Annotated in this window: 22 protein-coding genes; 1 reads left to right on the forward strand and 21 read right to left on the reverse strand. The window is 38.0% G+C overall.

Annotation, left to right across the window (positions count from 1 at the left end; genetic code table 11):
- Window positions 1-213: 213 nt before the first annotated feature.
- The 4 genes from ACFINZ_RS07095 to ACFINZ_RS07110 all read right to left on the reverse strand — a co-directional run bounded on the left by ACFINZ_RS07095 (window position 214) and on the right by ACFINZ_RS07110 (window position 4,585).
- Window positions 214-1,002 carry an ABC-2 family transporter protein gene (locus ACFINZ_RS07095; protein ID WP_375633785.1) on the reverse strand — a complete coding sequence of 263 codons (789 nt, stop codon included), beginning with the start codon at window positions 1,000-1,002 and terminating at the stop codon, window positions 214-216.
- Window positions 986-1,810, reverse strand: coding sequence for an ABC-2 family transporter protein (locus tag ACFINZ_RS07100; RefSeq protein ID WP_375701275.1), 825 nt, complete (start codon window positions 1,808-1,810; stop codon window positions 986-988). Before ACFINZ_RS07100 ends, ACFINZ_RS07095 begins: the two co-directional genes overlap by 17 nt.
- Entirely contained in the window at window positions 1,785-2,804 is a 1,020-nt protein-coding gene (locus tag ACFINZ_RS07105) for an ATP-binding cassette domain-containing protein (protein ID WP_375636967.1), read from the reverse strand. Before ACFINZ_RS07105 ends, ACFINZ_RS07100 begins: the two co-directional genes overlap by 26 nt.
- 797 nt (window positions 2,805-3,601) lie before the next feature.
- A complete protein-coding gene (locus ACFINZ_RS07110) occupies window positions 3,602-4,585 on the reverse strand; it encodes an RluA family pseudouridine synthase (RefSeq protein WP_375633788.1) in 984 nt (327 codons plus the stop codon).
- Window positions 4,586-4,791: 206 nt separating this feature from the next.
- Here ACFINZ_RS07110 and ACFINZ_RS07115 point away from each other — a divergent pair, with 206 nt between their 5' ends.
- On the forward strand, window positions 4,792-6,573 hold the full coding sequence (locus ACFINZ_RS07115; protein WP_375701276.1) for a glucan ABC transporter ATP-binding protein/ permease: 1,782 nt from the start codon (window positions 4,792-4,794) through the stop codon (window positions 6,571-6,573).
- Between the two features lie 1,239 nt (window positions 6,574-7,812).
- Here ACFINZ_RS07115 and alaS read toward each other — a convergent pair.
- The 17 genes from alaS to rpsN form a co-directional block, all read right to left on the reverse strand.
- Window positions 7,813-10,479 carry an alanine--tRNA ligase gene (alaS, locus tag ACFINZ_RS07120; RefSeq protein ID WP_375697141.1) on the reverse strand — a complete coding sequence of 889 codons (2,667 nt, stop codon included), beginning with the start codon at window positions 10,477-10,479 and terminating at the stop codon, window positions 7,813-7,815.
- Between the two features lie 206 nt (window positions 10,480-10,685).
- Entirely contained in the window at window positions 10,686-11,729 is a 1,044-nt protein-coding gene (gene recA / locus ACFINZ_RS07125; RefSeq protein ID WP_273791424.1) for a recombinase RecA, read from the reverse strand.
- A gap of 970 nt (window positions 11,730-12,699) precedes the next feature.
- A complete protein-coding gene (locus tag ACFINZ_RS07130; RefSeq protein WP_375633791.1) occupies window positions 12,700-14,025 on the reverse strand; it encodes a replication-associated recombination protein A in 1,326 nt (441 codons plus the stop codon).
- Window positions 14,026-14,033: 8 nt separating this feature from the next.
- A complete protein-coding gene (locus ACFINZ_RS07135; RefSeq protein WP_375617731.1) occupies window positions 14,034-15,428 on the reverse strand; it encodes a DegQ family serine endoprotease in 1,395 nt (464 codons plus the stop codon).
- Window positions 15,429-15,695: 267 nt separating this feature from the next.
- Entirely contained in the window at window positions 15,696-16,124 is a 429-nt protein-coding gene (gene rplQ / locus ACFINZ_RS07140) for a 50S ribosomal protein L17 (RefSeq protein ID WP_273791421.1), read from the reverse strand.
- A 24-nt stretch (window positions 16,125-16,148) separates the two neighbouring features.
- Window positions 16,149-17,162 carry a DNA-directed RNA polymerase subunit alpha gene (locus tag ACFINZ_RS07145; RefSeq protein WP_375611485.1) on the reverse strand — a complete coding sequence of 338 codons (1,014 nt, stop codon included), beginning with the start codon at window positions 17,160-17,162 and terminating at the stop codon, window positions 16,149-16,151.
- A 94-nt stretch (window positions 17,163-17,256) separates the two neighbouring features.
- Entirely contained in the window at window positions 17,257-17,646 is a 390-nt protein-coding gene (gene rpsK, locus ACFINZ_RS07150; RefSeq protein WP_007347762.1) for a 30S ribosomal protein S11, read from the reverse strand.
- A 114-nt stretch (window positions 17,647-17,760) separates the two neighbouring features.
- Complete coding sequence (gene rpsM, locus ACFINZ_RS07155; protein ID WP_026500557.1) at window positions 17,761-18,129, reverse strand: 30S ribosomal protein S13; 369 nt, start codon at window positions 18,127-18,129, stop codon at window positions 17,761-17,763.
- A gap of 180 nt (window positions 18,130-18,309) precedes the next feature.
- A complete protein-coding gene (locus tag ACFINZ_RS07160; protein WP_375617730.1) occupies window positions 18,310-18,888 on the reverse strand; it encodes an adenylate kinase in 579 nt (192 codons plus the stop codon).
- Entirely contained in the window at window positions 18,885-20,231 is a 1,347-nt protein-coding gene (gene secY / locus ACFINZ_RS07165; RefSeq protein ID WP_375617729.1) for a preprotein translocase subunit SecY, read from the reverse strand. The genes ACFINZ_RS07160 and secY overlap by 4 nt, the downstream gene beginning before the upstream one ends.
- Window positions 20,232-20,392: 161 nt before the next feature.
- Window positions 20,393-20,860: a 50S ribosomal protein L15 gene (rplO, locus tag ACFINZ_RS07170; RefSeq protein WP_375617728.1), complete on the reverse strand. Its 468-nt coding sequence runs from the start codon at window positions 20,858-20,860 to the stop codon at window positions 20,393-20,395.
- 20 nt (window positions 20,861-20,880) lie between these two features.
- Window positions 20,881-21,087: a 50S ribosomal protein L30 gene (rpmD, locus tag ACFINZ_RS07175; protein WP_375611481.1), complete on the reverse strand. Its 207-nt coding sequence runs from the start codon at window positions 21,085-21,087 to the stop codon at window positions 20,881-20,883.
- Window positions 21,088-21,118: 31 nt separating this feature from the next.
- Window positions 21,119-21,667 (reverse strand): 30S ribosomal protein S5, encoded by a 549-nt coding sequence (gene rpsE, locus ACFINZ_RS07180; protein WP_375617727.1) that lies wholly within the window; start codon window positions 21,665-21,667, stop codon window positions 21,119-21,121.
- 111 nt (window positions 21,668-21,778) lie between these two features.
- Window positions 21,779-22,141 carry a 50S ribosomal protein L18 gene (gene rplR, locus ACFINZ_RS07185; protein WP_273791414.1) on the reverse strand — a complete coding sequence of 121 codons (363 nt, stop codon included), beginning with the start codon at window positions 22,139-22,141 and terminating at the stop codon, window positions 21,779-21,781.
- A 12-nt stretch (window positions 22,142-22,153) separates the two neighbouring features.
- A complete protein-coding gene (rplF, locus tag ACFINZ_RS07190; protein WP_273791413.1) occupies window positions 22,154-22,687 on the reverse strand; it encodes a 50S ribosomal protein L6 in 534 nt (177 codons plus the stop codon).
- Window positions 22,688-22,726: 39 nt separating this feature from the next.
- Window positions 22,727-23,125, reverse strand: coding sequence for a 30S ribosomal protein S8 (gene rpsH / locus ACFINZ_RS07195; RefSeq protein ID WP_375629006.1), 399 nt, complete (start codon window positions 23,123-23,125; stop codon window positions 22,727-22,729).
- Window positions 23,126-23,139: 14 nt separating this feature from the next.
- On the reverse strand, window positions 23,140-23,445 hold the full coding sequence (gene rpsN / locus ACFINZ_RS07200) for a 30S ribosomal protein S14 (protein ID WP_273791412.1): 306 nt from the start codon (window positions 23,443-23,445) through the stop codon (window positions 23,140-23,142).
- Window positions 23,446-23,458 lie beyond the last annotated feature (13 nt).

Below are 23,458 nucleotides of genomic sequence, written 5' to 3' on the forward strand. Positions count from 1 at the left end.
CTAAAACCAAGAAATTTAACTCTATGATTTCTGTTGTAAATTCTTTGCTCATAGCTATAGAAATACGACCGATTTTATGCATGAATATGTCTAATAAAAATCCTCATGTGTAAATTTTACATACCCTATACCGCCAGGATAAATAACGATATTTTACAGTACGATAGAATTTTCACTCAATTTTTTATTTTTATAATCATGATGACTTTTATATTATCCCCCTAATCCATTAAATTTACGCATTGTTTTCTTATAACTTATGAAAGTCATGACCATGGAAAGAAAAGCGCTCAACAGAAGATATCCAATATTCCATTCGTCTTTACCAAGCAACAATGACACAGGCAAGGAAGCAGAAAAAGCCATGGGAAGCATAAACAAAAGCCATTTTACAATGCTTAAAGGATAAATTCCTATTGGCACAAATGAAAGCTCGTAAATCATTTCATGAAAATATTCGACAGGCATCTTACGGCTAATAATAAATGTTATAAAATTGAACATCATGAAAAAACAAATATTGACGATAAAAACACAAAATATTGCAACAATAAAAGAGATCCATCTTAGCTTAAGATCAGAAATATTCGGTAATGATACAAATAAATAGGCACTAACATAAAGGACAAAGAGCTTGATCAAATTAAGAGGTTTACACCAACCAAACAACATCAACAACCAGATTGAAACGGGCTTTATCAAGTATGGTTCAATTTTACCATCCGCTACTTTTTCAAAAAACGTTTCAATAGAATTAGTAAAAATATTCAAAAATATTCCAAGTAAAACAAAGACAACAAAGATAAAATGGATTTCATCTCTGCTATAGTTACCGATCTTTCCTGAAAAAGAAGATATTCTATCAATAAATATGAATTGAATAAAATAATAGCATAGAGAAAGCATAAACTCCCCAGCCAAATTCTTACCATAAACAATCTGTCGGCGGATATTCAGACTGATAAAATGAAGGATGATTTTCATCTCAACCACCTGCTCCATTATATGCTTTCATCCCTTTATTCCAAGCAATATAAATTAAGAATAAAAAACACAAAATATAAGTAAAACTTCCGAAAATAAACTGCTGAAACAACGCTAAATTTTGCGTCGCGAAAAACTCGGCAGGAGCTGATATCATGAAACGATAAGGATTAAATTGCATAAGCGGAATAAGCCACACCGGCCAAAAAGATGGTGGTAAAAGAACACCCCCAAGAAGCGCTGAACTGAGAATACTGAAAGAAAGTAATATATTGTACTCAATCACCCAAAAGCTTAATAAGGCAATTCCAAAAGAGATTAAAAAACAAAGCAATTGTGATAGAATAACAACCAAAAAAAAGAACAGAAAAGCGATGACCAATCCCAGAATATTTTCATAGGATAAAACAAGCTTAACAACAAAAAGAGCCAATAAGGGAATGCTATATAATACACTCTCCCCTAAAAAAGTAAAAAGCATTTGTGTCATATAACTAAAGGGCTTTGTAAGATATACTTCTAATTGACCTTCTTTAACATGATGAGAGAAAAACTTAATCACATTATAACCATTATTTAAGCGACCTAGGACTAAAGCAAAAGCATAATAATACATCATATCATAAAAGCTAAAGCCATTTATGGTGTTGCCCGTATCAGAGAAAAGTGCATTCCATAATAGAAGTTGAATAACAAATGGCGAAAGTGTCCCAATGATAATATCGGTAAAAAACATTGCTCTATCACTTAGAACATTCAGTAATCCATTCTTGGCAAAAAGAAACATACCAAAGCAGTGGTTAGATAAATTCTTTAAATTTAACACGGAGCATCTCTTCAAGCGAGGGAGTGGATACAGAGAACGTACAGTTCAATTTGGTTGTAATTTCGCGTACAAAACGCGCAAAATCCTCACGGGGCAACGAAACCTCCAGCGAGCATTCTTCAGCGTTAAAGTACTTATCTTTTAAAGGAGTAGATAATTTCAACGCAATCTCATCAATTTTTTCTACAACAGCTGAAGGTGCCGCCAAGTGTTCACAAAAAAGTGTCATTCTCACCAAAGAAGGAATGACATTTTTAAGCGCATGAAGATTACCATGAAACTGTTTCTTTCCTTTATGCAAGAGAATAATATCATCGACGTATCCATCAATATCTCCCATATCATGACTTGTGATGATATACCCAGTGCCACGCTCCCTTTTCAGTTTTTTAAGAAGCTCCCTGATTTCATGCTTAGATGTAAGATCAAGACCAATACTTGGCTCATCGAGAAACAACAGTTTAGGTCTAAAGGAGAGATTAAATGCCAATTCACTTTTCACTCTCTCACCCAGACTAAGTATCCGCACTGGCTTATCCATAATATGCTCAAGACCCAGTAACTCAGCGATCTCTTTAAGATCACGGGTAAAAGAGGCGCGTTCAAGACCATATAATGGTTGAACCATATCCAGACTGTAGCGTAAGGGCAAATCCCACCATAAACAATTCTTATGACCAAAGACCACACCCAAAGACTTGAACAGATTTTTCTTCGCTTTATAAGGATCAACACCAAGGACTTTAACACATCCCTCATCAGCGTATTGTATACCAGAAAGTATTTTAATCAGTGTCGATTTACCCGCTCCGTTAGGGCCAAGAATTGCTAACGATTGCCCTGAAAAGAGGGTGAAACTCATATCTTTTAACACATAATGATTTGTATAATCCGGCTTGAAGAGAGAAAACACCTTGTTTTTAAAACCAATTTCTCTGTCAATGTTGCGATATATTTTTGAGACGTTATTAACGTCAATCAATAATGATCCCATCAGTCACTCCTAATTTCAACTTATCTCCCCTTTGAATGTTCCCATAATAAATATCTGTTTTTGTTCACTAGAAAAAACAAAAGTGTTCAAGCCCTCCCTAGAGCAATAAAACGCACCTGACGTTTTATCTCCAATTTTTTGTCTAGATATTTTTTCAATGTGATGAGTTCACTTCAATGAAGCATTAAGATACTAAAAACTTATTTCTTCTTTTATGAAAGATAATCTTTTGGATAAACTAAGTAAGTAGAAAAATAATTGGTCATTGAAAGGAGAGCTTTGCTAAGAAGGCTTCATTGTGTAAGCAAAGATACAAAGCATAAATCTATACTATAAGCATATCAAACCACATTGATAACAAAACAAAAATCCTTGACAACAGGAATTTTTTGAGAGGCTACTTTCCCTCAGCATTACTATAAAATGCCTCCATTATTCCCCATGAAAAAACTAAAATTGCTTTCACTATTTTAGTAAATATCTTTCAGATTTTATCTAACTCATCTCCCTCAACAGACACGCCTCCCCAATATATGACCTCTGTAGATAATTCAAAGGAGCAGCTTCATAAACTCAGATTATTAAACGATACATCATATCCAAAAATAACAATACAATCAATTATGGATAAAGATCTGTAGAAAGAAAGCCATGATATTCGAAAATTTCATCACTCAAAAACACAATTTTCTCATAGCAATTGACTTATCAAAAACTTTCTTCAAATAATGCCCTATTCATCTTATAAAATTTATAGACAAAATTTGTATCAATCAAAAAGAACAAATGAAGTTTGTTTAGTTGGTTTCAGCATCACTCTCATTAAAAGATAAAAGATTAAAACTTTGGACCATATGAGGTGGTAAAGGTGCAACAATGTCCAATATTCCTCCTGAAGGATGAGGAATACGAATACGACGTGCATGAAGATGAAGACGATTTTGAATTCCTCCTGGTAATGTCCAATTACTATCAGAAAAAAAATACTTTGTATCGCCAATGATAGGATGATCCATATGGGCAGCATGCACACGAAGCTGATGTGTTCTCCCTGTATAGGGTTCCATTTCAAGCCACGAAAGAGCCCGCCCTCGCGTATCTAAAACGCGATAGTAGGAAACCGCATGATGTGAATCTGGCTCCCCATGTTCACAAACACGCATTTTGTCACCTTGTGCAGTCATTTCCTTAACCATCCACGTTGAAATTTTGTCCTGCTTTTTTTTAGGCACACCCCGAACCAACGCCCAATAAGTCTTTTTTGTTTCTCGCGCTCTAAAAGCAGCAGTTAAGGACTGAGCAGCTCCCCTTGATCGCGCAACAATAAGCACACCCGACGTCTCACGATCAAGACGATGAACCAAACGCGGCTTTTCACCTTTTTTATTGCGCCATACCTCAAGCATACTATCCATATGACGTGTTAAACCAGAGCCTCCTTGTACAGCCAACCCAGCTGGTTTATTAAAAACAAATACCTTTGGATCTTCATAAAGCAGCATTTTTTTCAAAACGGTCCCATCATCCTGCCCACGAAGTGTTTTATCCGTTATTGAAAGATTTTCCTTGTCATTAATAGGGAGAGGTGGAATACGAACAGCTTGCCCTATACAAAGACGCGTATCGGCTTTAACACGTCCACTATCAACCCGTATCTGACCAGAACGCAACAATTTTTGCAAAGCTCCAAAACCAAGTCCTGGATAATGCACTTTAAACCAGCGATCTAAGCGCATTCCATTTTCATCTGCCTCAACTTTTTTTATTTCTATGCCTGCCATGAAAATTCCCTTACCTGCTAATTTTATTGATCTATTTTTGCGCCTTTATAAACACAAAAATTCATATTTTAGTTGGTTTTATCACACCATATTACAGTTAGTATCCAAAATTTCCTTTTCTTAACGTCCAAATTTTATTAGCTAAAAACTAAGCGTTGTAAAAATCAACAGCCTTTACGCTTAATAGCGAATGGAGATAATTAACCGTGTCCTTATTCAAAACCTATGCACGTGTTCTCACTTACCTAAATAGAGAAAAAAATGCATCCCTTTTAATCTGTACCGCTAATGTTATATTAGCTATTATCACTATTGCAGAACCTATTTTATTTGGACAAGTTATTGATTCTATTACAGACAAAACAGCTATCATCCCTACTCTTGCCATTTGGGTTTGTTTTGGACTTTCACATATTATTGCTTATGTCCTTGTTGCTCGCGGTGCTGACCGCTTAGCCCATAGACGCCGCTTAACGGTTTTAACGGAATCTTTCGAACGTATCATTGCCATGCCTTTAATTTGGCATCAACAACGTGGAACTTCCAACGCACTCCATACACTTTTGCGCGCAATAGATTCCATGTTAACCATATGGCTTGATTTTATGCGCCAACATCTCTCAACGCTTGTCGCCTTATTGATTCTCATCCCCATAGCGTTTAATATGAATTGGCGTCTTTCAATAGTCTTGGTTGTGCTTGCCATCATTTATGTATTAATTGCACGTTTAGTGATGCGAAAAACAAAAGACGGACAAGCCGCTGTAGAATGCTATCATCATAACCTTTTTAAGCATGTCAGTGATTCAATCTCTAATGTTTCCATTGTACAAAGTTATAACCGAATAAAAGAAGAAACTTCCATACTGCATCAACATACAAATGCTCTTCTTAAAGCACAAAATCCTGTTCTCAATTGGTGGGCGCTCGCCAGTGGCTTAAATCGAATGGCTTCAACAATTTCAATCGTTTGTGTTCTTCTCCTTGGAGCTTTTTTTGTTGCAAAAGATCAATTACGAGTAGGTGAAGTCGTTGCTTTTGTTGGATTTGCACAACTCATGATTAGCCGCCTAGACCAAATGAGCAGTTTTATTAATTGTGCAATATCCTCACAAGCAAAACTGCAAGAATTTTTTGAAATGGAAGACTCAACCTTTCATATCAACGAACCGCAAAATCTTCCTTCCCTCCAAAATGTTAAAGGCGCCATACAATTTCATCACGTGACCTATCAATTCCAAAATTCTTCTCAAGGTGTTTTTGATATTTCCTTTGAAGTTAAAGCAGGACAAACTGTTGCGATTGTAGGACCAACAGGGGCTGGAAAAACAACATTGATCAATCTGTTGCAGCGCGTATACGACCCTACCCTTGGGCATATCTCCATTGATGGAATAAATATATGCTCAATCAATCGCGAATCTTTACGCAAATCTCTAGCAACAGTATTTCAAGACTCGGGTCTTTTCAACCGTACTATTCATGACAATATTTCAATAGGAAAAGCGAGCGCAACGAATGAAGAACTTTATGAAGCAGCAAAAATAGCAGAAGCTCACGATTTTATTCTAAAAAAAGCTGATTGTTATAACACAATAGTGGGCGAACGAGGATCTCAATTATCAGGTGGAGAAAAACAACGACTAGCAATTGCACGCGCTGTTTTAAAAAATGCCCCTATTCTCATTCTAGATGAAGCAACAAGCGCTCTTGATGTTGAAACAGAAGCACGAGTCAAAGATGCTCTCGATTGTATAAGCCATAACCGTACTACTTTTATTATAGCACATCGCCTCTCAACAGTACGCAATGCTGATGTGATACTCTTTCTGGATCATGGTCACTTAATGGAAAAAGGAAACTTTCAAGAATTAATCGATAGAGGGGGACGTTTCTCTAAATTTTTAAAGGCAAGTGGTTTAACAATCAAACCACCAAAAAGAGAAGGAGAAAATGTTATCCCCTTACATGAAGCCATAGCATCATAAAATTGACACTCTTTTCAAGCAAAAAAATCCTCCTCAGAATAACAAGAGTGCTTATATATGATACAAGTAAAAAGATTTCTAAAAATACCACAATCCATTTTAGGTATTTAAGAAAAATATTAAAACAGTCTAGTATTTTCTCTGCTATTGCAATTTTACTAGATTGGGACAAAAATATTTCCCTATATCTGTGAATATTGACGAGTATACATTCTCATTTAGGGAAAATGTAAAGGTAAAAACAATTTCTAGTTTTACCGTCTTCTTTTTACTCAGCTTTACGAATTTCAAAACGAACTAAAGAAATATCTTTTAAATAATGAATATTATGTATTGCGTTGCACTTTGTTTATCACTTTCTTTATAGTCCTCTCATAAAGAACAGAACATCATTGTTTTGCACATTCATATGACTTTTTTTAAGAAACATTTCTCAATGCTCTTAAGCCCATTTCACAACGACATTCGTGAGTGGTTTTGATTAATTTAACATACACAGAATTTGAAATAATAAAATCCTACGAATATTCGTAGCTCTTATTCAAAAGATAAAACGATAAATTATCATTATAACTCAATGTATTAAAGCAATTTTATCATAAATAAATTAGATGTTAATCTAAATCTTTAGATTTATGTGATATTCCTTTGATTCATATTGATAATTCATTACTTTATAATATGAAATAAAGATTTATAAAGATAGGAGAATATTCCTTTCAAGACCTTTTAATAATAAACCAAAAAACTGTTTTTTTGTACATAACAAGCAAAATGAAAACAATAGCTCTAAGATATAACAACGCTTTTATAAGCCTTTTCAAGGAAAGAGATTTTATTCATTTGAAAACTAATCGAATAATGACAGCTTATAACTTTATAAGGATAATCGTATGCAATAAATCTTATATTTTTCTTTCATAAAAAGAGATGTTTCTTCAAAAAATCTATAAGAGCAACATAATAACTAGTCTCCCTAGTAAAAGAATACACAGCAAAGCATGAAGTGCTGCATAATCTATCTTATCTTAAAAAGGTGATTCCTGAAACGCTTGGAAGCTATAAAGCCAAATGATAAAGTGGTGATAAAGACAAACACTGTCTTTATCTTTACAATTGTATTTTCCCCAATTACGCTGTATCTGCATTTCAGAAATACACCAGACAGATATTCATGATACATAGATGCCAACCAAATATAACAATGTGAAAAACACCTATGCAGAATGATTTCATTCTTTAATTTTTTTCAAGAAAATCTTTTAGTGCCACAAATGCCTCATCAGCTTTGTTCCCCTCAGGACCACCAGCCTGCGCCATATCAGGACGGCCACCTCCACCTTTACCACCAAGCATCGCTGAAAGAATACGAACGAGATCTACAGCATTTAATTTATCCGTTAAATCATCCGTAACACCGACAACAGCACTCCCTTTTCCATCCTCCGAGACACTAATAAAAGCAACCACTCCAGATCCAATTTGTTTTTTCTCAGAATCGACAAGCGCCTTAAGATCCCGTGGTAAAATATTTTTAACAACGCGTCCGGTAAAAGAAAACCCATTGATGATGATAATATCATCTTGGCTCCTTTCTGTTATTCCACCACTCAACATCATTTTCTTGCGTACATCATTCAATTCTTTTTCAAGTTTACGACGATCATCAAGCAAAATTCGCACCCGTTCTTCCACGCCAACAGAAGAAGTTTTTAAAAGATCAGCAATTTCATGAATACGTTCATCTTGGCGGCTAAGATAAAGACGTGCTTCTTTGCCTGTTAAAGCTTCAATACGCCGCACTCCAGCTGAAACAGAACTTTCAGAAACAATATGAATCAAACCGATATCACCTGTTCGCTCCACATGTGTCCCTCCACAAAGCTCAATTGACCAACGCTTTTTTAATCTTCCCTGTTCAAGTGGCTCCCCCATAGAAACAACACGAACTTCATCACCATATTTTTCACCAAACAATGCCATGGCTCCTTCAGAAATGGCATCATCTACAGCCATGAGGCGCGTTATCACTCTACTATTTTGCAAAATAATCTCATTGGCTAAATCTTCTATTTTTTTCAATTCTTTTGGTGAAACAGATTTTGGATGTGAAAAATCAAAACGCAACCGATCTGGCGATACAAGAGAGCCCTTTTGTGTAACATGGTCCCCCAATGTTTGGCGTAAAGCTTCGTGTAACAAATGAGTAGCAGAGTGATTCGCGCGAATTTTCTTACGACGAACAATATCAACCGTTAATTCTACACAATCAGACCTCGATGCCTGACCAGATTTCACCTCCCCAATATGGATAAAAACACCATCGCCCTTTCTTTGGGTATCATGCACCGTAAAAATAAAATTTTCACCAGAAATGATACCGCTATCACCAATTTGCCCACCAGATTCACCATAAAAAGGTGTCTGATTAACAACAAGCATAGCTTTCTGACCTGAAAAAATATGATCAACAATTTTACCATCACACACAAGAGCTGTAAGAATACCTTTCGCTGTCTCAGTTTCATAACCTAAAAATTCTGTGGCCCCCACTTGATCACGAACAGAAAACCAGATTTTCTCTGTTACAGCTTCTCCAGAACCAGACCAATTGGCACGTGCTTCCTCTTTTTGGCGTTCCATCGCTTTATCAAAAGCACCAACATCAACAGAGATTCCTCGACGACGAAGAACATCTTGCGTCAAATCAAGCGGAAAACCATAGGTATCATAGAGCTTGAAAGCAACTTCACCATTCAAATAGTCCCCTTCTTTAAGATCGGTACTTGCTTCGTTCAACAAACCAAGTCCTCGTTCAAGCGTTTTACGAAAACGTATTTCTTCTAACCTTAAAGTTTCTGAAACCAAAGATTCAGCACGCACCAACTCAGGATAAGCTTGTCCCATTTCGCGAATTAAAGCAGGCAAAAGTCGCCACATTAAGGGCTCTTTAGCACCAAGAAGATGCGCATGACGCATAGCACGACGCATAATACGACGTAAAACATATCCTCTTCCTTCATTAGAAGGAAGCACACCATCAGCAATCAAAAATGCAGATGAGCGAAGATGATCAGCAATGACACGATGGCTGGCAATAAAATCACCCTTTGCCTCAATCCCTGTAATTTCTTCTGACGCGTCAATTAATGCACGAAAAAGATCAATGTCATAATTATCATGAACGCTCTGTAAAACAGCTGCAATACGCTCTAACCCCATACCGGTATCAATAGAAGGATGAGGTAAGTTAACACGTTCTTCCTTGGAAACTTGCTCATACTGCATAAAAACAAGATTCCAAATCTCAATAAAGCGATCCCCATCTTCATTAGCACTTCCAGGAGGACCGCCCCAGATTTCATCACCATGATCATAAAAAATCTCCGAACAAGGCCCACAAGGGCCTGTTTCTCCCATCGACCAAAAATTATCAGCCGTCGCAATACGGACAATTTTTTCATCTGGAAGACCAGAAATTTTACGCCACAGTTCAGCAGCAACATCATCACTCTGATAAACTGTCACCAACAATTTATCTTTTGGCAGGCAAAATTCCTTTGTTAAAAGATTCCATGATAAAAAAATAGCTTCTTCCTTGAAATAATCACCGAAAGAAAAATTACCCAGCATTTCAAAAAATGTATGATGGCGCGCCGTATAACCAACATTATCAAGATCATTATGCTTTCCACCCGCACGAACACATTTTTGTGCCGTTGTTGCCTGCGTATAAGAAGGTTGTTCAAGTCCAGTAAAAACATTTTTAAACTGCACCATCCCTGCATTTGTAAACATAAGTGTAGGATCATTCCGCGGAACAAGCGGACTAGAAGAAAGAACTTTATGCCCATTACGATGAAAATAATCCAAAAATATTGACCGAATATTATTAACACTATTCATGTTGACACCTGCTCAATACAGCACAAAACCATAAAAGAAAAATCCCCCTCATTAAATCCTCTTCGCCACGCATGGAGTCAATTTAATCAAAAATGGAATATTTGTTTTAAAAAATTGAGAAAAAAACGACTGCGTATTTAAAAACTCAAACAAAAAAACAGAAAAATCTTAAAGGAAAAAAATTATAAACGAAAAAAAACGCCCCATCAAATGGCTTCATCACTTTCTATATTTTCTGACCCTGCATTTTCTAACAATTCAATCGCAATCAAACCAGCATTTTGGCGCAAAGCTGCTTCAATCTCTGTAGCTATTTCCACATGTTCACGTAAAAACTGCTTTGCATTCTCACGCCCCTGCCCTAAACGCTGAGAATTATAAGAAAACCATGCACCAGATTTTTCCACAACACCAACCTTGACACCCAAATCAATCAATTCACCTACTTTGGAAATACCTTCACCATAAATAATATCAAACTCAACCTGTTTGAATGGAGGTGCCAATTTATTTTTCACCACTTTAACGCGCGTCTGATTACCAACGATTGAATCCCTATCTTTAATGGATCCAATGCGACGAATATCTAAACGAACAGAAGCATAAAACTTTAAAGCGTTTCCACCCGTTGTCGTTTCAGGAGAACCAAACATCACACCAATTTTCATGCGAATTTGATTAATAAAAACAACCATACAGTTAGAGCGAAAAATTGCTGCGGTTAATTTTCGTAACGCTTTACTCATTAACCGAGCTTGCAATCCGGGCAAAGCATCACCCATTTCACCGTCAATTTCTGCTCGCGGTGTTAAAGCTGCGACAGAATCCACAACAAGCACATCAACGGCACCAGAACGAACCAACGTTTCTGTAATTTCCAATGCCTGTTCACCGGTATCTGGCTGAGAAATGAACAAGTTTTCTAAATCAACACCAAGCTTACGCGCATAAATAGGATCAAGCGCATGCTCTGCATCAATAAAAGCACAAATCCCACCACCTTTCTGTGCCTCAGCAATAGCATGGAGAGCCAATGTTGTTTTCCCAGAACTTTCTGGTCCATAAATCTCAACAATACGCCCCTTCGGTAATCCACCAATCCCTAAAGCAATATCCAAGGATAACGACCCTGTTGGAATTGTTTCAATTTCAACAACCTGCTCTTTTTGCCCAAGACGCATAATCGAGCCTTTACCAAAAGAACGTTCAATTTGTGAGAGAGCAGCATCGAGAGCTTTTGTTTTATCCACGATTATATCCTTGACCGAATCCATAATAACCTAAAACTTTAGTGTACACTGTACTTTTAATTTAACTAAAGGCTTGAGTTTAGATTTTCACAGACTATTTCCATTCCTATCTCCACATTATGTCCATAAACATTCATGACCATCACAATAAAGAATTGGCATTGCTTATCTTATGACACATAATAAACTTCAATAAAGTAATATCTCTATGGAAGCATAGTTAACATATTTATATCTCTCTAGAAAAGGAACAATTTAATTTTAAACACAATGTTCTACAACCCTTCTGCTTATCCCTTTGATTAAATACTTGAGAGACTAAGAATTCTCCCACTATTGATCACACAAAAAACGCATCATCAATCAACCTCATACCCTATTGCATCGAAGAACAAAACGCTATTGTGTTGCATATTCATGCACTTGATTTAAGAAACATCTCTCAAAACTTCCAAGCTCATTTTGTGACAACACCTATGAATGTGGTATACTGCAAAACCCTTTAGGCACCACCATCTTTACTCTATAGAAGGAGCAAGCCGGCACCATCACACTATTTATCATCCCCCAATGTTGCGACAGCTCTCGGCACTTGAGACGATTCATAAGAGGGATTTTTAGTCCTTTCTTGTACAGTTTTTATCACACGCTAATCCTGCTTGTAACATGCAAGCGAATAACTTGATTGCTTCAACAAATAACAGACTTGGAATGAGAGAAATTTACGGTATTTGAAACTTTCATTCAACTTACGAAACAGTCAATTATCATTATAAGTCAATATATTATTTAATAAAAACCAAAAAAAATAAAGCAGCTTAAAAGTTGAATGACATATTTAAATTTGAAAAAATATGCAATTTTGGAGATATCAAAAAAAAATCTCTACAAGCAATGCAATAAATGTTTAAAATATAAGCTAAATTTCTCATACAATAACATAAGAGATCAATAAAAAACGTATTTCAACTCAAATTTTATTTTGATCTTTACGTTTTTTGCGCAACTGTTGCCACCACTCAAGACGTTTCACAATTTCACGCTCAAAACCACGCTCAACTGGTTTATAATAACTCTGACGCCCAAGTTTTTCGGGAAAATATTCTTGTCCTGAAAAAGCATCTGGTTCATCATGGTCATAACAATAACCACTTCCATACCCTTCTTCCTTCATAAATTTCGTAGGAGCATTAAGAATATGCTTAGGAGGTGGTAAAGAGCCATTTTTGCGTGCACAACGCAGTGCTGCTTTATACGCAAGATATGCTGCATTTGACTTTGGCGCAGTCGCAACATAAAGACATGCTTGCGCCAAAGCCAATTCTCCTTCTGGTGATCCTAAATAATCATAGGCATCTTTTGCTGCATTACAAATGACAAGAGCTTGAGGATCCGCCAAACCAACATCTTCAACGGCTATACGAACCAATCTTCGCCCAATATAGAGAGGATCTTCACCAGCATCCAACATACGTGCCAAATAATAAAGCGCAGCATCAGGATCAGATCCACGAACGGATTTATGCAACGCTGAAATGAGATTATAATGCCCATCTCGTCCTTTATCATAAATAGGCGCACGACGCTGAATAACTTTTTGCAAAGCAACAACATCAAGAATCTCTCCCAATGGTGCAATAGACCAAACTTCCTCTGCCAATGTTAACGCAACCCTCGCATCACCATCAGACATCTCTATCAAAACGTCTCTGGCATCATTATCCAAGGGAAGAGTTTTTCCCTCCACTTCTTCAGCACGCCTCAAAAGCATGTCCAAACTTTCATGATCATGAGAAAGAAATGTTAAAACACGTGCACGCGAAAGAAGGGCAGCATTCAGTTCAAAAGAAGGATTTTCGGTTGTTGCACCTATAAGTACCACAGTACCCTCTTCCATCACAGAAAGAAAACTATCCTGCTGTGCACGATTAAACCGATGAATTTCATCAACAAAGAGAAGTGTTTTATCCCCAGATATAAAACGCCTCTGCGCAACTTCAAAAATCTTTTTAAGTTCAGAAACTCCTGTAAAAATAGCAGAAACCTGTTCAAACGCGAAATTTGTTTCAAGGGCTAACAAACGTGCAACGGTCGTTTTTCCCGTCCCTGGAGGTCCCCAAAAAATCATCGATCCAATTGAGCCTGTTGCCGCCATACGTGAAAGCAAACCATCCTCTCCAATCAAATGCTTTTGTCCCACAACATCATTGAGAGAACAAGGGCGCATTCTTTCTGCTAGTGGCTGATTTTTATTAACTTGAAAATCAAACGACGAAGTAAAAAAATCTTTCTTCAAAAAAAACCTCAACGAATAAATTGGCGAATATACATACCATCACGTTCATATTCCAATTGCCACATATTTGAGCGACCTTGCATAAGAACCTTTTTCAACTGATGAACTGTTTGAATTTTATGGCCATTTACAACACGTAGAATATCTCCTGACTGAAAAATTCCAGCAGCATTGCTCATTTCCTCAAGATTGGTAATCACAACCCCTTTTGCAGATATAGGAAGATGAAAACGTCGACTATTTTGCGGTGTTAAATCTAACACCTCAGCACCAGCAAGAGGACTGTCACCCGTAATTTTTTCAGATTTTAAAAATGCAGTTTCTGATATCGATGAAACTGTTATTTGTGTTTTTAAAGTTTTTCCACTTCGTAAATATTCCAAAGCAAGACTATGCTCAACGTCAGCTGTCATCAAACGATACCCAAGACTATCTGGGCTGTCAACGCGTACCCCCTGCACACTCAAAATAACATCACCTACTTTCAATCCAGCTTTTTCAGCAGGACTATCTTTGATAACTTCAATAATCAGAGCACCATAGGGACGTTCTAAACCTAAACCACCAGCAATATCAGGTGTAACATTTTGAAAAGAAGCCCCAATATAAGGCGGCACAAAATATTTTCCACCGCGTTTAACAGTATCAAGCATTACTTTTACAAGATTAACTGGAATAGCAAAACCAATCCCTACAGAACCACCGGAACGCGAATAAATAGCCGTATTAATTCCGATTAACTGACCTTTCATATCAATTAAAGCGCCACCAGAATTCCCTGGATTAATGGCTGCGTCTGTTTGAATAAAAAAGTCAAAATCAGAAATCCCAACACGTGTACGCGCTTGCGCTGAAACAATACCACTTGTAACTGTTTGACCAACACCAAAAGGATTACCAATAGCAAGAACAAGATCACCAACTTCAACAGTATCAGAATTTCCCAAAGAAAGAACCGGAAATTGAGCATCTTTTTCCTTAACTTCAAGAATTGCAATATCAGTTGCTTCATCTTTGAGCACGACCTTACTCTCAAACTCCCGTCCATCAGAAAAAGCCACTTTAATTTCGCTTGCATCTTTAATGACGTGGTAATTTGTAACGATCAAACCACGTGCATCAACAATCACCCCTGATCCTAATGACGATTGCTTACGAACAGGAAATTTATTTTGAAAACGACCAAAAAATTGCTCAAAAAATGGATCGCCTTCAAAAGGTGATCTAGCTCTAATTTGTCGAGCTGCATAAATATTTACAACAGATGGAACTGTCTTTTTAACTAAAGGAGCAAATGAAAGAGTGATTTCTGTTTGTGTTTGAGGAACATGAGCATATACATGATCAAATGATATCTGCATCATAATTACAAAAAAAATCCGCACCCAAAAAGAACACCTCATAATCCACTCCTTATAAAATCAGCACATTCTGTTGAAGATTAATAGAATAAAAAAACGTATCCCCGCAAATTAAGGACCTCTATTAATATTTCATAATAGAGAATAAAAACAACCTATTTGAACAATAAATATTATAAAAATAAGATAATTCAATATTCTATAATTTTCTCTCTGCACCTATTTCTCAACTAAAACAAACTTAAAAATGCTCACAAAAAAACCGCCCAAGACAAGGCGGCCTTTAAAAATCCAACAGAATAAAAAACTCTACGAAGATGTTCCCTTTTCATTCTCAGAAGCTTCCATGCGAGCACGATCCCCAGCACCCTTCGCTTCAACATCACGATCAACAAATTCTATAACAGCCATGGGCGCATTATCACCGGTACGAAACCCCGCTTTCATAATACGCAAATACCCACCGTTGCGTGATGCATAACGTGGCGCAAGCGTATCAAATAATTTCGCAACCTTTCCTGCATCACGAAGTGCTGCAATAGCTTGCCGACGCGCATGCAAACCACCACGCTTACCAAGAGTAACAAGTTTTTCAACAATAGGACGAATTTCTTTAGCTTTTGGAAGCGTTGTCACAATCTGCTCATGCTCGATCAACGAAGTTGCCATATTTGCAAACATCGCTTTACGGTGACTGGCAGTACGGTTCAACTTGCGTCCTGACTTACTATGGCGCATAAGCCCTCTCCTTAAATTCTAATTTTAATATTGATCTTCATAACGTTTTGCAAGATCATCAATGTTTTCAGGCGGCCACGCAGGAATCTCCATCCCAAGATGTAAACCCATACACGCCAAAACTTCTTTAATCTCATTCAACGATTTTCGACCAAAGTTCGGTGTCCGAAGCATTTCAGATTCTGTTTTCTGAATCAGATCACCAATATAGACAATATTATCATTCTTAAGACAATTTGCCGAACGAACTGAAAGTTCTAATTCATCCACTTTTTTGAGAAGAGCAGGATTAAAAGAAAGCTCAGAATCAGCCTCTTCAACAGGCTCCTTCTGTGGCTCTTCAAAGTTAATAAATAACGATAATTGATCCTGAAGAATGCGTGCTGCAAAAGCAACAGCATCCTCACCATTAACAGCACCGTTTGTTTCAATCGTGAGCGTTAATTTATCATAATCGAGAACTTGACCTTCGCGTGTATTTTCTACTTTATAAGATACCTTACGGATCGGTGAATAAAGACTATCAATTGGAATAAGCCCTATACGTGCATCATCAACACAATTACGATCAGATGGAACATACCCCTTTCCTGTGTTGACAATAAATTCCATACGAATTTCAGCTTCTTCATCAAGAGTACAAATAACATGATCTGGATTTAGAATTTCCATATCCCCAACTGTACTGATATCTCCCGCTTTCACGACACCAGGCCCCTCTTTATAAACGACGACACGTTTAGGACCTTCTTCTTCCATACGAAGCGCAATTTCTTTTATATTCAGAATAATATCCGTAACATCCTCACGCACACCTGGAATCGATGAAAATTCATGCAAGACACCGTCAATCTGCACAGCAGTAATAGCAGCACCACGAAGCGAAGATAACAAAACGCGACGAAGCGCATTTCCTAACGTTAAACCAAAACCACGCTCAAGAGGTTCAGCAATCACACTTATAATATTTGGATTATCATGTGCACATGATTCAACCTTATTGGGTTTAATAAGTTCCTGCCAGTTTTTCTGGATCATATTTTTATTCCCGTTCTTTAGTTCCGTTACCATTCAATCGTAACGACCAATGTGAACATCAGAGAAATCTCCGACAACAAAAAACAACACCCAATTAAACACGCCGCCTTTTCCGCGGACGACATCCATTATGAGGAATTGGTGTTACATCGCGAATAGAAGTAATGACAAAACCAACAGATTGCAATGCTCGTAGAGCAGATTCACGCCCTGATCCAGGTCCACAAACTTCAACTTCCAAAGAACGCATACCATGCTCTTGCGCTTTTCTTGCACAATCCTCCGCAGCAACTTGAGCAGCAAAAGGTGTCGATTTACGCGCACCTTTAAACCCCTGAGCTCCCGCAGATGACCAAGCAATTGCATTACCCTGAGCATCAGTAATAGTAATCATTGTGTTATTAAATGTTGAATTAATATGAACAACACCCGATGAAATATTTTTACGTTCGCGACGACGAACACGTGTGGCTTCCTTGGCCATAATTTCCCTTTCAACGATCTCATCACTGCCGTAACATCAGCAGCTCCACCTTTTTTTCCTTGTCAAACAAATCAAACAAGAAAAAGAATATATAAAAACCTTCCACAAAGGCCCTTATTTCTTCTTACCGGCGATTGCCTTAGCCGGACCTTTACGCGTACGAGCATTCGTATGTGTACGCTGTCCTCGGACAGGCAAAGACCGGCGATGACGCAATCCTCGATAACAACCAAGATCCATCAAACGCTTAACATTCATAGCAACCTCACGACGAAGATCACCTTCAACTTGATACCCCTGATCTATTGCCTCACGAATCTGCAGCACCTCAGCATCTGAAAGCTCATGCACACGACGCCCCAAAGGAATGCCAACTCTTTCAATAATTTCTTGAGCAAATTTTGGTCCAATCCCGTGGATATATTGAAGCGCAATAATTACACGCTTATTTGTCGGGATATTGACGCCAGCAATACGAGCCACGCCTACTCTCCTTAGTTATTTTTGACAAATTGTTATAAAATACCTGATATACCTTATAGAAAAAAATAGACTCAGAAAAAAATTCTTCCGAATCCTATTATTTCACTAAAATAAATTAAATTCACTTTTGATAGATTTCATCTCAAAAGTCAACTCTTTTCATTTATTTCTAAAAAAATCTCATGAAAGAAACCCTCTAATCATACGTGTCACTTCAGCAACACCAATCATTCCATCAATAACCTTCAACATTCCCCTCTCTGAATAAAATTTTGATAAGGGAGCTGTTTTTTCACGATATTCTACTAATCTTTTTGCAAAAGCAACAGGATTGTCATCTAAACGAACCTGTCCACCAGCCGCTATTGTTTCTTCAACGCGCTTCTTCATACGTTCAATCAACACGTCTTCATCAACACACAACTCAATAACAGCATTAAGCTGCGTATTTTTTGAATCCAGTATCTGTTGCAACGCTTCTGCCTGCCCTACAGTTCGCGGATATCCATCCAAAACAAAACCGTTTACACAATCAGCTTCATCAATCCGATCTGATACGATTTGATTAACAATACTATCAGGTACCAAAGCACCAGAACTTATAATAGCTTTAGCTTTTTTACCAATCTCCGTTTCTTTGGCAATCACCTCACGCAACATATCCCCTGTTGATAAATGAGGAATGCTATATTCCTCAGTCAACATTTTTGCTTGCGTACCTTTTCCCGCTCCAGGAGGACCTAAAAGAATAACTCTCATCGATTCCTTCTACCTCCACGAAGTTTTGATTTTTTTATCAACCCTTCATATTGGTGGGCAACAAGATGCCCCTGAATTTGAGCAACCGTATCAAGTGTAACAGTAACAACAATCAACAAGGATGTTCCCCCAAGATAAAAAGGAACCTGTAATGCAGATATCATAAATTCAGGTAACAAACAAACCAAGATAATATAAAGTGCCCCCACAACAGTAATACGCGTCAAAACGTAATCAATATATTCGGCTGTACGCTCACCTGGACGAATCCCTGGAATAAAACCAGAATGTTTTTTCAACTGATCTGCAGTATCACTTGGATTAAACACAATAGCTGTATAAAAAAAGCAAAAAAACGCCATTAAAAATGCATAAACAATCATATAAAGTGGCTGTCCATGACCAAGAGCATAAGAAATCTCCTGAACCCATTGTGGCATTTTATCAGAAAAATTATTAATAGTGGCAGGTAATAATAATAAAGATGAAGCAAAAATAGGTGGAATAACACCAGCAGTATTCAACTTTAAAGGAAGATGCGACATATCTCCTTGAAACATTTGATTACCGACCTGACGTTTCGGGTATTGGATAAGAATTCGCCGTTGCGCACGCTCTATAAAAACAATAAGCCCAATAACCAAAACAGCAATAAGAACGATTCCTATTAAAAGAAAAGTTGATAAATCAGCCTGACTATGAGCTGTCAAAAGCTGAGCAAAAGTAGAAGGAAAGTTGGCTACAATCCCTGTAAAAATGATAAGAGAAACCCCATTACCAATACCACGTGACGTAATTTGCTCGCCAAGCCACATAAGAAACATCGTTCCGCCAACAAGCGTAATAACAGAAGAAATACGAAACATAAGACCTGGTTCTAAAACAATTTGAAGCCCCGACCCTATACCGCTTTCAAGCGCAACCGCAATACCAAAAGCTTGTAGGATTGCCAATACGACTGTTACATAACGCGTATATTGATTGATAATCTTACGACCTAAATCCCCTTCTTTTTTAAGAGTTTCCAAAGAAGGAATAATAGATGTTAACAATTGCACAATAATAGATGCCGATATATAAGGCATGATACCCAGCGCAAAAATAGCCATACGCCCAACGGCACCTCCAGCAAACATATTAAAGAGTCCTAATACACCCGACGCGTGATGTTCAAATGTTTGCCGCAAAGCATCGATATTGATACCTGGAAGAGAGATGTAAGTGCCAAAACGATATACAAGAAGCGCCAACAGAGTAAACCAGATACGTTTCTTTAATTCAGTTGCACGCGAAAAGGTGCCGAAGTTTATATTGGAAGCAAATTGCTCTGCTGCTGATGCCATAAAACGTCTCCACTTTACACTCCAGTTCTTTAAATCACAGAAGTATAATCCTAAAATTCATATATGCATACATAAACAAATGCAGAACTTAAACAATTCTCCACAAAAGATCCCACAAAACAGATATCATTCTTCTTTAGGTCTCTATTCATATTAAAAAATTATCGAGCAATATCAGGAAGAATAACCTGACCACCCACTTTTTCAATCTTAACACGAGCAGCTTGTGAAGCACCAGAAACATGAAAGGTAATCTTAGTTTTCAAATCACCAGCAGAAAGAAGACGAACCCCATCTTTTTCACGACGAATAATACCAGCCTCTTTCAAAGAAACCATATCAACAGGCTTTTCAATATTCAACTTACCTGCATCAACTGCCAACTGAATACGTCCTAGTGAAACTTCATTGTAGGTTTTAGCAAAGAAATTCCTAAATCCACGTTTTGGCAAACGACGATAGATAGGCATTTGCCCACCTTCAAAACCATTAAGGGAAACACCAGAACGTGACTTTTGCCCTTTTACACCACGACCACCAGTCTTACCCATACCGGAACCAATACCACGCCCAACACGCTTACGATTTTTTGTTGCGCCTTCGCAATCACGCAGTTCATTGAGTTTCATATCTAATACTCCCGCAACCCTTAACCTTCATCTATAACGCGAACAAGATGCCGAACCCGAGCAATCATACCCCGCACACAAAGTGTATCATCTAAAACGCGCCGACGACGCATTTTATTTAGTCCAAGCCCCTTTAAGGTTGCACGCTGAATCTGTGAGTTTCGAATAGGGCTTCCAATTTGTTCCACAGTCACAGTTTTACCACTCTGAGATTTTTTCTGAACCATTTCCTAATTCCTTTTCTGATAATCTCAGAAACTACCCTTCTAGGTCGACTAAATGGCGACGACGCGCCTGCAAAGTCGAATACTTTATACCACGTTGAGCAGCAATATCTCTAGGATGCACTTGATGTTTCAATGCATCAAATGTTGCACGAACCATGTTATAAGGATTCGACGATCCTAGTGATTTTGCAACGACATCCTGCATACCAAGAGCTTCAAAAATAGCACGCATCGGTCCCCCAGCAATAATACCAGTACCAGCAGAAGCCGAACGTAGCAAAACACGCCCAGCTCCGTGACGACCTTCAAGATCATGATGCAATGTACGCCCAGACCGAAGCGGAACATAAATCATCCCACGTTTTGCAGATTCCGTTGCTTTACGAACGGCTTCTGGAACTTCACGGGCTTTACCATGTCCAAAACCCACACGCCCTTTTTGATCTCCAACGACAACAAGAGCGGCAAAACCAAAACGCCGACCACCCTTTACAACTTTAGCAACACGATTGATATGAACGAGCCTATCGACAAATTCATTATCGCGTTCTTCTCTCTCACCACGTTCTTTTTGTGCCATTCCTCATTCCTTTTTCTTTTCCGGAAGCACGATAACAAAGTCCCTCATCAAACTGGAAGAACTTAAACGAAATACTCTAAACTCTCCTTACTCATTCATAAATAAGAAATTTTAGAAATTCAAACCACCTTCACGAGCAGCTTCAGCTAAAGCTTTGACGCGACCATGGTACACATACGCTCCACGATCAAAAACCACCTCATTAACACCCGCTTTCTTCGCACGCTCAGCAATTAACTTACCAACAGCAAAGGCCGCCTTTTTATCAGCACCACTCTTTAACGATTTTTTCAAATCACTTTCAAGAGTAGAGGCTGAAACAAGTGTACATCCCCGCAAATCATCGATAACTTGAGCATAAATGTTCTGATTTGAACGATAAACACTAAGCCGAGGACGATCATGAGAAACCATTTTAATTCTACGACGAACACGCCTTGCACGACGTTGGATAATGTCCTTAGATGAAACCATAATACAAAATCCTTATTTCTTCTTACCTTCTTTACGGAAGATACGTTCATCTGCATGCTTAACACCTTTACCTTTATAAGGCTCAGGCCTACGATACTCACGAATCTCCGCTGCAACTTGTCCAACTTGCTGTTTATCAATTCCAGAAACAACAATTTCCGTTGGCTTAGGAACAGTCACAGTAACACCCGACGGAACTTTATAAACCACATCATGCGAAAAGCCCAGAGATAGTTGAACATCCTTACCCTGCAAAGCAGCACGATAACCAACCCCATTAATCTCCAACCTCTTTTCAAAACCATCTTTCACACCACAAAAAATGTTCTCAATCATTGAGCGCGACATACCCCATTTAGAACGCGCATCTTTTGACTGATCCCGCGGCATAACTGATATGATATTTTCCTCAAGTTTGACTAAGACTTCATCATTGACGACGTAACTCAGCTCACCTTTTGGACCTTTTGCCTTAACCAGCTGACCTTCAACAGTAGCAGTAACTCCAGAAGGAATTGAAATGGGTTTCTTTCCAATACGAGACATTGTTCTAACCTACTTTTTCTTCCGTTTTCTTGACATAACTTAGAAAACACGACAAAGGAGTTCTCCACCAACATTCTGTTCACGCGCCTTATGATCTGCCATGACACCTTTAGGAGTCGATAAAATCGAAATACCAAGGCCATTTGCCACCTGAGGAAGTGACTTAGCAGAAACATATACACGACGCCCTGGTTTTGATACACGTGAAATCTCACGAATAGCAGCCAGCCCTTCAAAATACTTCAATTCGATTTCAATCTCAGCTTTCCCATCACCTAAATCAATTTGATTATATCCGCGAATATAACCTTCCGACTGAAGAACATCAAGAACGTGCGCACGAAGCTTCGAAGCTGGAGTAACTACTTTACCTTTTTTACGACCAAGTGCATTACGAATACGTGTTAGCATATCACCAAGAGGATCTGACATAGACATTAAATAATCTCCTCTTACCAACTAGACTTTACAATACCAGGAATATAGCCAATAGAACCAAGCTCACGCAACGCAATTCGCGACATTTTTAATTTACGATAATAAGCCCGCGGACGACCTGAAACCTCACAGCGATTACGAATACGAACTTTCGAAGAATTACGCGGCAACTCTGCCAACTGAACAGAAGCTTTAAAACGTTCTTCAAGAGAAACCTTCTGATCCATAACTATTGCTTTCAAACGTGCACGACGGGCAGCATAGCGCTTTACCATCACCTCACGACGCTTATTTTTTTCAACGGCACTTACTTTGGCCATAATTTCACCTCAC

Origin of the sequence: Bartonella sp. AA81SXKL (genome assembly GCF_042196945.1) — a bacterium.
In the GTDB taxonomy this organism is placed as follows: Bacteria; Pseudomonadota; Alphaproteobacteria; order Rhizobiales; family Rhizobiaceae; genus Bartonella.